Origin of the sequence: Neisseria sp. WLZKY-1, from assembly GCF_046546535.1 — a bacterium.
Classification (GTDB): domain Bacteria; phylum Pseudomonadota; class Gammaproteobacteria; order Burkholderiales; family Neisseriaceae; genus Neisseria.
This window is the reverse complement of sequence record NZ_JBKGTW010000003.1, coordinates 39002-52409: the sequence shown is the minus strand read 5'-3', so window position 1 is coordinate 52409 and position 13408 is coordinate 39002. Positions and strand designations below refer to the sequence as shown.

11 protein-coding genes are annotated in these 13408 nt (G+C 55.0%); 3 read left to right on the top strand and 8 right to left on the bottom strand.

Annotation, left to right across the window (positions count from 1 at the left end; translation table 11 throughout):
• Positions 1-40: 40 nt before the first annotated feature.
• The 7 genes from ACLD9W_RS01715 to sdhC form a co-directional block, all read right to left on the bottom strand.
• The gene (locus ACLD9W_RS01715) at positions 41-2872 is read right to left on the bottom strand and encodes a 2-oxoglutarate dehydrogenase E1 component (RefSeq protein ID WP_410840410.1); all 2832 of its coding nucleotides are present in this window, start codon (positions 2870-2872) and stop codon (positions 41-43) included.
• A 182-nt stretch (positions 2873-3054) separates the two neighbouring features.
• A complete protein-coding gene (gene gltA, locus ACLD9W_RS01710) occupies positions 3055-4338 on the bottom strand; it encodes a citrate synthase (RefSeq protein ID WP_410840409.1) in 1284 nt (427 codons plus the stop codon).
• A 61-nt stretch (positions 4339-4399) separates the two neighbouring features.
• Positions 4400-4648, bottom strand: coding sequence for a succinate dehydrogenase assembly factor 2 (locus ACLD9W_RS01705; protein ID WP_410840408.1), 249 nt, complete (start codon positions 4646-4648; stop codon positions 4400-4402).
• A 2-nt stretch (positions 4649-4650) separates the two neighbouring features.
• Positions 4651-5358, bottom strand: a complete 708-nt coding sequence (locus ACLD9W_RS01700) for a succinate dehydrogenase iron-sulfur subunit (protein WP_036495770.1) — start codon at positions 5356-5358, stop codon at positions 4651-4653.
• Between the two features lie 13 nt (positions 5359-5371).
• Positions 5372-7135, bottom strand: coding sequence for a succinate dehydrogenase flavoprotein subunit (sdhA, locus tag ACLD9W_RS01695; protein ID WP_410840407.1), 1764 nt, complete (start codon positions 7133-7135; stop codon positions 5372-5374).
• Positions 7136-7147: 12 nt separating this feature from the next.
• Entirely contained in the window at positions 7148-7492 is a 345-nt protein-coding gene (sdhD, locus tag ACLD9W_RS01690; protein ID WP_410840406.1) for a succinate dehydrogenase, hydrophobic membrane anchor protein, read from the bottom strand.
• Positions 7486-7869 carry a succinate dehydrogenase, cytochrome b556 subunit gene (sdhC, locus tag ACLD9W_RS01685; RefSeq protein WP_410840405.1) on the bottom strand — a complete coding sequence of 128 codons (384 nt, stop codon included), beginning with the start codon at positions 7867-7869 and terminating at the stop codon, positions 7486-7488. The genes sdhD and sdhC overlap by 7 nt, the downstream gene beginning before the upstream one ends.
• Before the next feature lie 577 nt (positions 7870-8446).
• On the opposite strand from sdhC, the gene ACLD9W_RS01680 reads away from it, so the two are divergent.
• The 3 genes from ACLD9W_RS01680 (at position 8447) to ACLD9W_RS01670 (ending at position 10201) form a co-directional block, all read left to right on the top strand.
• Positions 8447-9424 carry a malate dehydrogenase gene (locus tag ACLD9W_RS01680; protein WP_410840404.1) on the top strand — a complete coding sequence of 326 codons (978 nt, stop codon included), beginning with the start codon at positions 8447-8449 and terminating at the stop codon, positions 9422-9424.
• Between the two features lie 139 nt (positions 9425-9563).
• A complete protein-coding gene (locus tag ACLD9W_RS01675; RefSeq protein ID WP_410840403.1) occupies positions 9564-9764 on the top strand; it encodes a hypothetical protein in 201 nt (66 codons plus the stop codon).
• Positions 9765-9787: 23 nt separating this feature from the next.
• Positions 9788-10201, top strand: a complete 414-nt coding sequence (locus tag ACLD9W_RS01670; RefSeq protein ID WP_410840402.1) for a DUF4124 domain-containing protein — start codon at positions 9788-9790, stop codon at positions 10199-10201.
• Between the two features lie 329 nt (positions 10202-10530).
• On the opposite strand, the gene infB is transcribed toward ACLD9W_RS01670, so the two are convergent.
• Positions 10531-13404, bottom strand: a complete 2874-nt coding sequence (gene infB, locus ACLD9W_RS01665; protein ID WP_410840401.1) for a translation initiation factor IF-2 — start codon at positions 13402-13404, stop codon at positions 10531-10533.
• Positions 13405-13408: the final 4 nt, after the last annotated feature.

Genomic DNA, 13408 nt, shown 5'->3' with positions numbered 1-13408 from the left:
TGCGGCCTGCAAGAGGGCAGGCCGCTTCCGTAGTAAAGGTTTAGTTGAAGGTGAATGCGTCTTCCACCAGCTGTTTGAGCTGGGCGGTGTGTTTGCTGGCGTAGCCGACGGCCGGGGAGGCGCTGGCGGGGCGGCCTGCGTATACGACTTTTTGGCCGTTTTGCGCCAGATATTCCAAGCGGTGGCGGGTCTGATACCACGCGCCTTGGTTTTTCGGCTCTTCCTGCACCCACATGATGTCGGCAGCGTTGGGGTATTTCGCCAGTTCAGCTTCGGCTTCGGCGTAGGGGAAGGGGTAGAGCTGTTCGACGCGGACAATGGCGACTTCTTCTTCCAAGCCGCGCTCGGCACGGCCTGCGGCGACGTCGTAATACACTTGGCCGGAGCACAGGATGACGCGTTTGACTTTGCCGTTGTCGGCGCGTTCGACGGTATCGCCGATAACGGGGCGGAAAGTCGTGCCTTCGAGGAAGTTTTCCAGCGGGCTGGTGGCGTCTTTGAAGCGCAGCAGGCGTTTGGACATAAAGATAACCAGCGGTTTGCGCACGGAGCGCAGAGCCTGGCGGCGCAGGATGTGGAACATCTGCGAGGCTTCAGACGGTATGACGATCTGCATATTGTGCTCGGCACACAGTTGCAGCCAGCGCTCCAAGCGGCCTGAGGAGTGTTCCGGGCCTTGGCCGTCGTAGCCGTGCGGCAGGATGACGGTCAGGCCGCACAGGCGTCCCCATTTGGTTTCGCCGGAAGAGATGAACTGGTCGATGGCAACCTGCGCGCCGTTGGCAAAATCGCCGAACTGTGCTTCCCAAATGGTCAGCATATCGGGCGCGGAGCAGGCATAGCCGTATTCGTAAGCCATCACGGCTTCTTCGTTTAGGATGGAATCGATAACGGTAAACGGAGCCTGGTTGTCGCTGATGTGTTGCAGGGAAATGTAGGTTCCCGAATCCCATTTTTCACGGTTTTGGTCGTGCAAAACGGCTTGGCGGTGTGAGAAAGTGCCGCGTCCGGAGTCTTCGCCGGAAATGCGAACGCCCGTGCCGTGGCTGACCAGGCTGGCGTAGGCGATGGTCTCGGCCATACCCCAGTCGACGTTCTGCTCACCGGCTGCCATGGCTTTGCGGTTGGCAATCAGGCGTTTGGAGGTGTTGTGCAGGCCGAATCCTTCGGGAACGGCGGTGAATTTGTCGGCCAGACGTTTGATGTCTTCGGCAGACAGGCCGCTTTCCACGGCTTCGCGCCAGTCTTGGCCTTGATATTTCGTCCAATCGACGCTGTGTTTACTGGTGTAGTTGGTTAAGCGGGTTTGCTCCACGTGTTCGCCGCGATCCAAAGCGTCGCGGTAGGCCTGAACATAGGAATCGGCCTGCTCTTTGCTGACGATGCCTTCCTGCGCGAGCTTGTCGGCGTAAATGGCGCGTGTGCCCGGATGTTTGGCAACAGCTTTGTACATCATCGGCTGGGTCAGTGTCGGATCGTCGCTTTCGTTGTGGCCGTTTTTGCGGTAGCAGACCACATCGATAACGACATCTTTGTGGAAGGTTTTGCGGTAGTCCATCGCTGCCTGCATCACCAGACACACGGCTTCGGGATCGTCGCCGTTGACATGGAAAATCGGCGCGTCAACCATTTTGGCGATGTCGGTGCAGTAGACGGTGGAGCGGGTGTCACGGGTATCGGATGTGGTGAAACCGATTTGGTTGTTGACGACGATGTGGATGGAACCGCCGGTGGTGTAACCGCGGGTCAGCGACATATTGAATACGGCCTGGTTAACGCCCAAGCCGATGAAGGCGGAGTCGCCGTGAATCAAAACGGGGAGAACCTGTTTTTGGCCGTCTGAACCGCGTCTGTCTTGTTTGGCGCGGCTGGAACCTTCGACTACGGGATTGACGATTTCCAAATGAGAGGGGTTGAACGCCAGTGTGACGTGCATGGGGCCGGTGGGGGTGGCGATGTCGGAGCTGAAACCGGTGTGGTATTTCACGTCGCCGCTGGGCAGTTTGATTTCGGCACGGCCTTCAAATTCGGCGAACAAGTCGCTCGGCTGTTTGCCCAAGGTGTTGACCAAGACGTTCAGACGGCCTCGGTGCGCCATACCGACGATAACTTCTTCCACTCCGTCTTTACCGGCGTTTTGTACCAAATAGTTCAGAGCCAGGATGGAGCTTTCGCCGCCTTCCACGCCGAAGCGTTTTTGGCCGACGTATTTGTTCTGCAGGTAGCGCTCCAGCGTTTCCGCCGCAGTAAGCTGCTTCAGGATGTACAGTTTTTCATCGACATTGAATTTCGGTGTGGAGGATGTTTTTTCAAAATACTCACGTATCCAGCGGCGTTCTGCACGGTTGGTGATGTGCATGTATTCGATACCGATAGTGCCGCAGTAGGTTTGTTTCAGCTTGCCGAGAATTTCGGACAAGGTCAGTTTTTCATATCCGCCACCGAAGTCACCGCTACCGACATTGAATTTAACCGCCATATCCGAATCGGAAAGGCCGTGGAACTTGGGATCCAGGCCTTCAATGTGGATGGGCGGTTTGCGTTTCAGGGGATCAAGTTGTGCAGCGCCGACACCTTGTATGCGGTAGGCGGAAATCAGGCGCAATACGCCGACTTGTTTTTTCAACATGGTTTCGTCAACCGAACCAGCGGCGATAGGACGGGATTTTGCCAGTTTGACAAAAGATTCCTGAATGGGGCGGTGTGCTACGTCGCGTTCGGCTGCGCCGGGTTGGACGGCCAGTTCGGAAAAATATTTCTGCCAATATTCCTCTACGGAATTCGGGTCGTTTAAAAACTCTTCGTACAGCTCCTCGATATAGGGAGCATTGGAGCCGAAGAGGTAGGAAAAGTTCTGTTTTTCATCCATCATGGCATTAGCCTCTTTACTTGGGAACAAACACAAACGAGCCGGCAAACTGTCGGGCAGCTGCCCGCTCAAATATTGAGCCTTATTTTACTCTTTATAATTTTTCATTACTACCGTGCGGCAAAAAAGAAAGCAGGAAAATCCTGCTTTCTTTTTCGATTCCGGATTACACCGGCATTTTCATGTCAGCGTTTGTCCAGCGGAGTGTAGTCGCGGCGTGGAGCACCGGTATACAGTTGGCGCGGGCGGCCGATTTTTTGCCCCGGGTCGGAGATCATTTCGTGCCAGTGGGAAATCCAGCCTACGGTACGTGCCAAGGCGAAGATGACGGTGAACATGGAAACGGGAATACCCAAAGCGGATAAAACGATACCGGAATAGAAGTCTACGTTCGGGTACAGTTTTTTCTCGATGAAATACGGATCGTTCAGTGCGATTTTTTCCAATTCCATCGCCAGCTTGAATTTGGGGTCGTTTTCCAAACCCAGTTCGCGCAAGACTTCGTCGCAGGTGCGCTTCATAATGGCGGCGCGGGGATCCATGTTTTTGTATACGCGGTGGCCGAAGCCCATCAGGCGGTATTTCTTCGCTTTAACGCCTTCCATGAATGCGGCAACATTGGATACATCACCGATTTCGTCCAGCATGTTCAGCACGGCTTCGTTGGCACCGCCGTGCGAGGGGCCCCACAGGCTGGCAATGCCCGCTGCGATACAGGCGAAGGGGTTTGCGCCGGAAGAGCCTGCCAGGCGTACGGTGGAAGTAGAGGCGTTTTGCTCGTGATCCGCGTGCAGGATGAAGATGCGGTCAAGTGCGCGCGCCAAAACAGGGTTCGGTTTATACTCTTCGCACGGTGTGGCAAACATCATGTGCATGAAGTTTTCGGCGTAAGAGAGGTTGTTCTTCGGATAGTTGAACGGGAGGCCGTTTGAATAGCGGTAGCACATCGCGGCAATCGTCGGGATTTTGGAAACCAAACGGTAAATGGCAACTTTGCGATGCTCGGGATCGGCGATTTCCAAACTGTCCTGATAAAAGGCGGATAGTGCACCGACCACGCCGACCATCATGGCCATTGGGTGCGCGTCGCGACGGAAGCCGCGGAAGAACCATGTCAACTGTTCGTGAACCATGGTGTGGTGCATCACGGTATCGACGAACTGTTTTTTCTGTTCGGCGTTGGGCAGTTCGCCATAGATCAGCAGGTAACAGGTTTCCAAGTAGTCGCCGTGTTCGGCAAGCTGTTCGATCGGGTAGCCGCGGTAGTACAGATAGCCTTTGTCGCCGTCGATGAAGGTAATCTTCGATTCGCAGCTGGCGGTTGAAACAAAGCCGGGATCGAATGTGAACATACCGCTGCCTTTGGTGAAGGTGCGGATGTCGACAACGTCGTTACCCAGTGTGCCTTTCAATACCGGCAGCTCCATGGGCTCTTTGCCTGCGATTTCCACTTTAATTGACTGAGACATCTCTTACTCCTTTATTCTTCTAAGATTTACCAAGGGGTGTTTTCAGACGGCCTCCAACCTCTCAGCTCTGCCTGATTTTATCCAGCAAATTTGCGAATTCGGGATTTTCGGTTGTTTCTTTCCGGTTTACCAAAGCCAAAAATTCTTGGTCGGGCAGATCCAGAATATTGACAAATACCGCCAATTCTTCATCACTCAAATGCGGGAATTCTTTTTCCATAAACCGCTTGAGCACAATATCGAGCTCAAGCAGCCCACGGCGTGTCAGGAAACGGATTCGCCGCTTCGCTGCTTCGTCGAAAGTTATCATATTTAAACGGCTCGTTTCAACATGATTTCTTTAATTTTCCCGATGGCACGAGTCGGGTTCAGGTGTTTCGGACAAGCATCTACGCAGTTCATGATGGTGTGGCAGCGGAACAGACGGTAAGGATCGTTCAGGTTGTCCAACCGTTCGTTGGTGATAGTGTCGCGGCTGTCTGCAATAAAGCGGTAGGCGTTGAGCAGGCCAGAAGGGCCGACGAATTTGTCCGGATTCCACCAGAAAGAAGGACATGAGGTTGAGCAGCATGCGCAGAGAATGCATTCGTAGAGGCCGTCGAGTTCTTTGCGCTCTTCTTGGGTTTGCAGGCGTTCTTTGTCGGGATCGACCGGGGTGTCGTTGACAACGTAGGGTTTGATGGAGTGGTATTGTTTGAAGAACTGGGTCATGTCGACGATCAGATCGCGTACCACAGGCAAGCCGGGTAGGGGGCGCAATACGATAGGTTGTTTCAGGCTGCGGATGTCGGTCAGGCAGGCAAGACCGTTTTTGCCGTTGATATTCATGCCGTCCGATCCGCAGATGCCTTCGCGGCAGGAACGGCGGAACGATAATGTATCGTCCTGCGCCTTGAGCTTCATGATTGCGTCAAGCAGTTTGACGTCTGTCGGTTCGATTTCCAGTTCGTAGTCTTTCATGTACGGCTTGGCATCCACATCGGGATTGTAGCGGTACACTTTCAATTGAATTTTTTCCATGGTGGTGTATTCCTCAGTAAACACGTTTGGCTGGTTCGATGTAGTCGACGGTCAGAGGTTTGGTGTGAACCGGTTTGTAGGCCAAACGGTTGTCGGCGGAGTAGAACAAGGAGTGTTTCATCCAGTTTTCGTCGTCACGGTCAGGATGGTCGTCTGAAGCATGTGCGCCGCGGGATTCTTTGCGTGCTTCGGCTGCAATCAGGGTAGCTTTGGCTACTTCCATCAGATTGTCCAACTCCAATGCTTCGATGCGTGCGGTATTCCAAACCATACTTTTGTCACCGATTTCGGTATTCTTGGCGCGCTCGTACAGTTTCAGGACTTTTTCCACGCCGTCTTTTAGGATGGCGTCGGTACGGAATACGCCTGCGTGGAGCTGGACGGTACGCTGTAATTCGTTGCGTAGGACATCTACTTTTTCGCCGCCTGTCTGGTTGTTCAGTCGATCTAGGCGCTGTTTTGTCAGTTCTCCTGCATCAGCAGGAAGGGGTTTCCAGTCGGTCTGTTCTTTAACAAAAGCGATCATGCTGTCGCCGGCGGATTTGCCGAATACAACCAAGTCTAATAGGGAGTTGGTGCCCAAGCGGTTAGCACCGTGTACGGAGGCACAGGCACATTCGCCGGCTGCGTACAGTCCTTTTACCGGTACTTCCGGATTGTCTCCCTGAGGAATAATCACTTCACCCAAATAGTTGGTGGGGATGCCGCCCATCATATAGTGCGTGGTCGGAACGACGGGAATCGGGTCTTTAATTGGGTCGATGCCGGCAAATTGGATGGAAATTTCGCGGATACCGGGCAGTTTCTCCATAATTTTTTCTGCACCGATGTGGTCGATTTTCAATAAAACGTGATCTTTGTTTTTACCGCAGCCGCGTCCTTCGTAAATTTCCATTGCCATGGCGCGTGAAACAACGTCTCGCGAGGCTAAGTCTTTTACAGTCGGCGCATAGCGTTCCATAAAACGCTCGCCGTCTGCGTTCAGCAGAATGCCGCCTTCACCGCGGACGCCCTCTGTAATTAACACCCCGGCACCCGCCACGCCTGTCGGATGGAATTGCCAAAATTCCATATCTTCCAACGGAATGCCTGCACGCGCACAGATACCCAAACCATCGCCGGTATTCATAAACGCATTGGTCGAGGAGGCGTAAATACGGCCTGCTCCGCCGGTGGCAAACAGGATGGCTTTCGCATGGAAGATATAAACGTCGCCAGTTTCCATCTCCATAACGGTCACGCCGACGACGTCGCCATTTTCGTCACGAATCAGATCCAATGCCGTCCATTCGACGAAAAATTGGGTGTTGGCGCGGACATTCTGCTGATACAGGGTATGCAGCATGGCATGGCCTGTGCGGTCGGCAACGGCGCAAGCCCGTTCGACTGCGCGTTTGCCGCGTTCTGCGGTGTGACCGCCGAAAGGGCGCTGGTAGATTTTGCCGCTTTCGACGCGGTCGAAGGGCATGCCCATATGTTCGAGTTCGATAACCGCTTCAGGTGCGGCACGGCACATAAATTCGATGGCATCTTGGTCGCCCAGCCAGTCCGAGCCTTTTACGGTGTCATACATATGCCAGTCCCATCGGTCTTCCTGCACGTTGCCCAGCGAGGCGGAAATGCCGCCTTGCGCAGCAACGGTATGCGAACGTGTGGGGAAAACTTTGGATAATACGGCAGTGTTCAGTCCTGCTTTGGAAAGTTGTAGTGCGGCACGCAGACCGGCGCCGCCGCCGCCGACGATAACGGCATCAAATTTTCGGATGGGAAAACTCATTTGTATGTTCCTTTACCAAATTACTTTAAACGAATACACGGCGCACATGACCAACCAAACGATGGTGGCGCAGTGCAGGGTCAGCCTCAAACCGAAAGGTTTGATATAGTCCATCCAAAGATCACGGATGCCGACCCATGCGTGAAGAAGCAAAGCGATAAAGGTTGTCTGGGTAAATACTTTGACCCAGGATTTATCAAAAAACGCCTGCCACTGCGAATAATCTTCCGCTCCGGACATGCCGAGCAGGAACAGGAAAAATACGGTCAGATAGATAATCATCAGAACGGCGGTAACGCGCTGTGCCGCCCAGTCTCGCAGGCCGTAATGGGCGCCGGCCAGTTTGCGGTCTACCATAATGCCACTCCCAATACCAAAGTCAGAGTCAGTGAAACAGCCAGAACCAATTTGGCTGTTTTGCGGCAGGTTTGCAGTTCCAAACCTTTATGAGCGTCCAAAAACAGGAAACGGATGCCTGCGCACAAGTGATGGAGCAATGCCCAAAGGACGCCGATCAAAATCAGTTTGACTAGCGGGTTGCCTACAACCGCTTTATATGATTCGAAAGTCTCCCCGCTGCCGAGCGATCCTTTAAGCAGCATCAGCAATACGGGGAGCATAATGAACAAAATCACACCGCTGGCGCGATGGAGAATGGAGACTATCCCGGGAACGGGCAGGGCACGGATAAGAACCGGCATCTCCAAAAATACAGGCCGTTTTTTCGTCTGCATCTTATGATTCCTCTTTTAAACGATAATTTTTCTCGAACTCTAAAAAACCAAGCTGCTCAAAAGGTTTGAAAGTTGGTTACATTGGGCTACTTCAGCCCGTAATTTACCCTGTTTGTTGAGGGTTGAATAGTCTTTCGTGTGTTTTTTTTAATCTGTTTTTACAATTTTATTACAAATAAAAACAACTTTCAGTTAATCAATTAAAATTTTTATTAAAAGCAAGGCGTTGTCTTTGTATGATGTATCATTTTCTTCCATATTCAATACGCTTGAAAATATCACGGCAGTTTGCAGCCGTATTTGAAAATAATCTTGTTATTCCAATATTTCAGAGAGTTGTTTTTATTTTCGCTTGCATTGTGCAGATATTTTCGTTTCTCTGTGTTTTCTCCGTTTGGGTGGATGTTGCTACATCAGACTACAAGCCGTGCTTTTCTTCTTTACACATCTTGATTAAATATTGTCCCATCAAGTAAACTCAATGAAAGCTTGGTCGGGGCAGACTGCAAAACAATGTGCCGACGCGGCTTTCCGTATCCAACCGTTAATTTATTTTATGCAATAGGAGTCTTCGAGTATGAAATCACCTGTCCGTGTCGCAGTAACCGGTGCCGCCGGCCAAATCGGTTACGCCCTGCTGTTCCGTATTGCCAGCGGCGAAATGCTGGGCAAAGACCAACCCGTTATCCTCCAGCTTTTGGATCTGCCGCAGGCGCAAAACGCCGTTAAAGGCGTGATGATGGAATTGCAGGACTGCGCCTTCCCGCTGTTGGCAGGCATGTTTACTACCGACGATCCCGAAGTGGCGTTCAAAGACGCGCAAATTGCCATTCTTGTCGGCTCGCGTCCGCGCAGCAAAGGCATGGAACGCGCCGATCTTTTGCAGGCCAATGCCGAAATCTTTACTGTGCAGGGTGCTGCTCTGAACAAAGTGGCCGATCGCAACGTGAAAGTGCTGGTTGTCGGCAACCCCGCCAACACCAACGCCTACATCGCCATGAAGTCCGCTCCCGATCTGCCTGCGAAAAACTTCACCGCCATGCTGCGCCTCGATCATAACCGCGCCTTGAGCCAGATTGCCGAAAAAACCAGCAAAGCCGTCGCCGACATCGAAAAACTGTGCGTATGGGGCAACCACTCGCCCACCATGTATGCCGACTACCGCTTTGCCACCATCAACGGCGAGAGCGTGAAAGACATGATTAACGATCAGGCTTGGAACGCTGATGTCTTCCTGCCCACCGTCGGCAAGCGCGGTGCTGCCATCATCGAAGCGCGCGGCCTGTCTTCCGCCGCTTCCGCCGCCAATGCCGCCATCGACCACATCCGCGACTGGGTGCTGGGCACCAACGGCAAATGGGTAACCATGGGCATCCCCTCCGACGGCTCCTACGGCATCCCCGAAGGTACTGTTTTCGGCTTCCCCGTGACCTGCGAAAACGGCGAATACAAACTGGTACGCGACTTGGACATCGACGACTTCAGCCGCGAGCGCATCAATATCACACTGAAAGAGTTGGAAGACGAAAAAGCGGGTGTTGCCCATCTGCTGTAAAGCTCATTCTGCGAAACTGCCGGCATTGCCCGGCAGTTTTTTATTACCTTCCCGTCTTGTCTGCCGATGCCGCCTGCGGGTGGGAAATACGCCGCTGCCGCTATATAATCCCGTCATGCCGAACAGACGGAGTCGGGAAGTGCCGACAGAAAAAATCTACTATGCAGCAGTGATCCTGCTTTCTGCCGTTTCCATTTTGCTTTCGCCCTTTTTCTATGTCCGCCGAAGCCGTACCGCGCTGACCGTCCGTCCTCCGACCAGGCGGCAGTGGTATTGGGCGCTGGCCGTGAATGCCGTCTTGTGTGCCGTTCTTTTGACGGTTTGGTATCTCTGGTTTTAATCAGCATCAAAAAAGGAACTTTTATGAAAAACATCTTGTTGGCCTCCGTGTTGCTGGCGGCGTCCGTATCCGCCCATTCCGCCGTCTATACCTGCAAAGACGCCTCAGGGCACACCGTTTATACGCAGGATCCGCGCGGCAGCAACTGCCATAAGAGCGATCTCGGCAGCCCATCCGTCTACTCGGCGCTGCCTGCGCCCGCCTTTTCCGTATCTTCTGCGGCTGCAACACAAAACAATGCTCCCGCCACCGACAGCCGGCCTGGAGACAACGGGCAGGCAGAAGCCCGCCAGCGTGTCGCGGCGGCAAAAAAAGCGTTGGAAGAGGGCAAAAAAGTCCGTTACGGCAACGAGCGCAACTATGCCAAATATCTCGAACGCATCGCTAAACTGGAAGCCGATGTCAAAGAGGCCGAAGCCGCGCTGACGAAACAGTAAACCGGCAATCATTTCTTGTAAGAGGCCGTCTGAAAGCCTTGGCTGCGTTACACCGCAACGCTGCTTTGTTTTCAGACGGCCTTTTTGCGGACAGGGCGGTTTTGTTTGTTCGGACGGCGGCATTTTTGCTCTTTGATTCCGTCAGGCCGTCTGAAACGGTTTTCAGACGGCCTGAACCGTGTTCGGAATATTCCTGCCGATACGCCAATCTGCCGCCTTGTTTGGTTGCGGTTTCTTGCCCGTGTTTTGTTCGGAGGCCGTCTGAAAAAAAGGCCGTCTGAAAATCCCTTTTCGGGCTTTCAGACGGCCTTGATACAACAGGGCGGCTGTTACAGCGAACGCGCCACTTCAACGATGTCGAAGCATTCGAGCTGGTCGCCTTCCATGATTTCGTTGAAGCCTTTGATCATCAGGCCGCACTCGAAGCCCATGCGCACTTCTTTGACGTCGTCTTTGAAGCGTTTGAGCGAGGAGAGTTCGCCGGTGTGGATAACGACGTTGTTGCGGATCAGGCGGATGTGCGAATCGCGTTTGACCACGCCATCGGTAACCATACAGCCGGCGATGTTGCCGACTTTGGACACGCTGATGACCTGGCGGATTTCCACCGTGCCGGTAATCTGCTCTTTCTCTTCCGGCGCCAGCATGCCGCTCATGGCGGCTTTTACGTCGTCGATGGCGTCGTAGATGATGTTGTAGTAGCGGATTTCCACGTCTTCGTTTTCGGCCAGCTTGCGGGCGGAGGAGTCGGCGCGCACGTTGAAGCCGATGATAAACGCGCCGGAGGCGATGGCGAGGTTGACGTCGGATTCGGTGATGCCGCCGACGCCGCTGTGCAGCACGTTGACTTTCACTTCGTCGGTGGACAGTTTTTTCAGGCTGCCCGAAAGCGCTTCGTAAGAACCCTGTACGTCGGCTTTGATGATGACCGACAGCGATTGCGCCTGGCTCTCGCCCATGTTGTTGAACATGTTTTCCAGCTTGGCGGCCTGCTGTTTGGCCAGACGCACGTCGCGGTATTTGCCTTGGCGGAACAGGGCGATTTCGCGGGCTTTTTTCTCGTCGGCCAACACCATGGCATCTTCGCCTGCGTTGGGCACGTCAGACAAACCGAGGATTTCCACGGGAATCGACGGACCGGCTTCGCTGATGGCTTTGCCGTTTTCGTCGGTCATGGCGCGGATTTTGCCAAACGCCGTACCGGCCAAGAGCATGTCGCCTTTTTTCAGCGTGCCGCTTTGTACCAAAAGGGTGGCGACGGCGCCGCGTCCTTTGTCCAGACGGGCTTCGACGATGATGCCTTTGGCGGGCGCGGCGACGGGGGCTTTCAGTTCCAGCACTTCGGCTTCGAGCAGCACGGCTTCGAGCAGGGCGTCGATATTGGTGCCTTTTTTGGCGGACACGTCGATAAACTGCACGTCGCCGCCCCAAGCCTGGTCGATCACTTCGTGCGCGGTCAGCTCTTGGCGGATGCGCTCGGGATTGGCGGCCTCTTTGTCGATTTTATTGACGGCAACGACAATCGGCACGCCCGCCGCTTTGGCGTGGGCGATGGCTTCGATGGTCTGCGGCATCACGCCGTCGTCGGCGGCCACCACCAGAATCACGATGTCGGTGGCCTTCGCGCCGCGCGCACGCATGGCGGTAAAGGCTTCGTGGCCGGGGGTGTCGAGGAAGGTAATGACGCCGCCCGGGGTTTGCACATGGTAGGCACCGATGTGCTGGGTAATGCCGCCCGCTTCGCCCTGCACCACTTTGGCGCGGCGGATGTAGTCGAGCAGCGAGGTTTTACCGTGGTCGACGTGACCCATCACGGTAACAACGGGCGGACGCGGCAGGGCTTCGGCATCGCTCTGCGCGGCACCGTCTTCCAAGAAGGCTTCGGGGTCGTCGGCGGCGGCCGGTTTGCCGATGTGGCCGAGTTCTTCCACCACAATCAGCGCGGTATCTTGGTCGAGCGATTGGTTGATGGTTACCATCATGCCCATCTTCATCAGGGCCTTGACCACTTCCACGCCTTTCACCGCCATTTTGTGCGCCAAATCGGCTACGGTGATGGTTTCAGGCACAAGGACTTCGTGCACGACGGGTTCGGTGGGTGCCTGGAAGCTGTGCTGGTTGGGCTCGAGTTTGAGTTTCTTGCCTTTTTTGCCGCCGCGCACGCGCTCGTCGTCGCGCCCGGCGTTGCGGTCGCGCCCGCCCTTGCCGCCTTTGCCTTTGGCATTGCGGCTTTGGCCTTCGTCGTCGCGGCTGTTGCGGCGTTCGTCTTTCTTACGGCCGCTGCCGGAGTCGGCAGGTGCGGCGGCGGGTTTGGCAGGCTGGGCGGACGCGGCGGACAGGGGTTTCTGCTCGCTGGGTTTGGCGCTGCGCTGGCCGCCCGCTTTGGCGGCGCGGGCTTCTTCCTGAGCCTGTTTTTTCGCGGCTTCGCGGCGCTCCTGCCGTTCGGCGCGTTCTTGTTTTTCGCGCAGCAGCTTTTCCTGGTGTTCGCGGAAGGCTTGGGCACGGCGCTCTTCTTCGGCGCGGCGTTCGGCTTCGGCGGAGTTGACGACTTCCACAGGCGTCGGCAGCGGCTTGGGTTCTTTGGCTTTTTTCTCGCGGCCTTTTTTCGCCGTTTTGCCGTCTTTGGCGGCGGCTTCGGTTTTGGCGGTTTCTTTTGCTGCGGGTTCTGCGGCCGCAGGCTCGGAGGCCGTCTGAACGGTGGATGTTTCCGCTGCGGCTTCGGCTTCTGCCTGTTTGGCCGGTTCGGCTTTGGCGCTCTGCGCTTTTTGCTGGGCGGCGGCACGCACTTTGGCCGCTTCCGCCTCGGCTGCGGCGCGTGCGGCGGCGCGGGTGTCGTCTTGTGCGGCGGCGGGTGCGTTTTCAGGCTCTGAGGCCGTCTGAACGGCAGGCTGCGGTGCGGGTTCTGTGGCTGCGGGCTCTGAGGCCGTCTGAACGGCGGCTGCTTCGGCTGCCGACGGAATCACCACTTTGCGGCTGCGGCGGCGTTCTACGGCCACGCCCGCCACGGTGCTTTTTTCCACTTTGGTGCGGTTGATGCTGATGGTGCTGCCCACGGTTTGGGCGCGCAGGTGTGCTTTGTCGGCTTCGCTCAGGGTGTCGCTGCCGCTGCTTTTGGCGATGCCGTGTTTTTTCAGGTGTTCGAGCATGCGCTCGACGGATATTTTCGATTCGGCGGCAAATTGTTCTACTGTGCTGTTGCTCATGCGG

Coding starts and splice junctions, on each gene's coding strand:
- ACLD9W_RS01715 (WP_410840410.1), bottom strand. CDS start 2,872: ATGATGGATGAAAAACAGAACTTTTCCTACCTCTTCGGCTCCAATGCT.
- gltA (WP_410840409.1), bottom strand. CDS start 4,338: ATGTCTCAGTCAATTAAAGTGGAAATCGCAGGCAAAGAGCCCATGGAG.
- ACLD9W_RS01705 (WP_410840408.1), bottom strand. CDS start 4,648: ATGATAACTTTCGACGAAGCAGCGAAGCGGCGAATCCGTTTCCTGACA.
- ACLD9W_RS01700 (WP_036495770.1), bottom strand. CDS start 5,358: ATGGAAAAAATTCAATTGAAAGTGTACCGCTACAATCCCGATGTGGAT.
- sdhA (WP_410840407.1), bottom strand. CDS start 7,135: ATGAGTTTTCCCATCCGAAAATTTGATGCCGTTATCGTCGGCGGCGGC.
- sdhD (WP_410840406.1), bottom strand. CDS start 7,492: ATGGTAGACCGCAAACTGGCCGGCGCCCATTACGGCCTGCGAGACTGG.
- sdhC (WP_410840405.1), bottom strand. CDS start 7,869: ATGCAGACGAAAAAACGGCCTGTATTTTTGGAGATGCCGGTTCTTATC.
- ACLD9W_RS01680 (WP_410840404.1), top strand. CDS start 8,447: ATGAAATCACCTGTCCGTGTCGCAGTAACCGGTGCCGCCGGCCAAATC.
- ACLD9W_RS01670 (WP_410840402.1), top strand. CDS start 9,788: ATGAAAAACATCTTGTTGGCCTCCGTGTTGCTGGCGGCGTCCGTATCC.
- infB (WP_410840401.1), bottom strand. CDS start 13,404: ATGAGCAACAGCACAGTAGAACAATTTGCCGCCGAATCGAAAATATCC.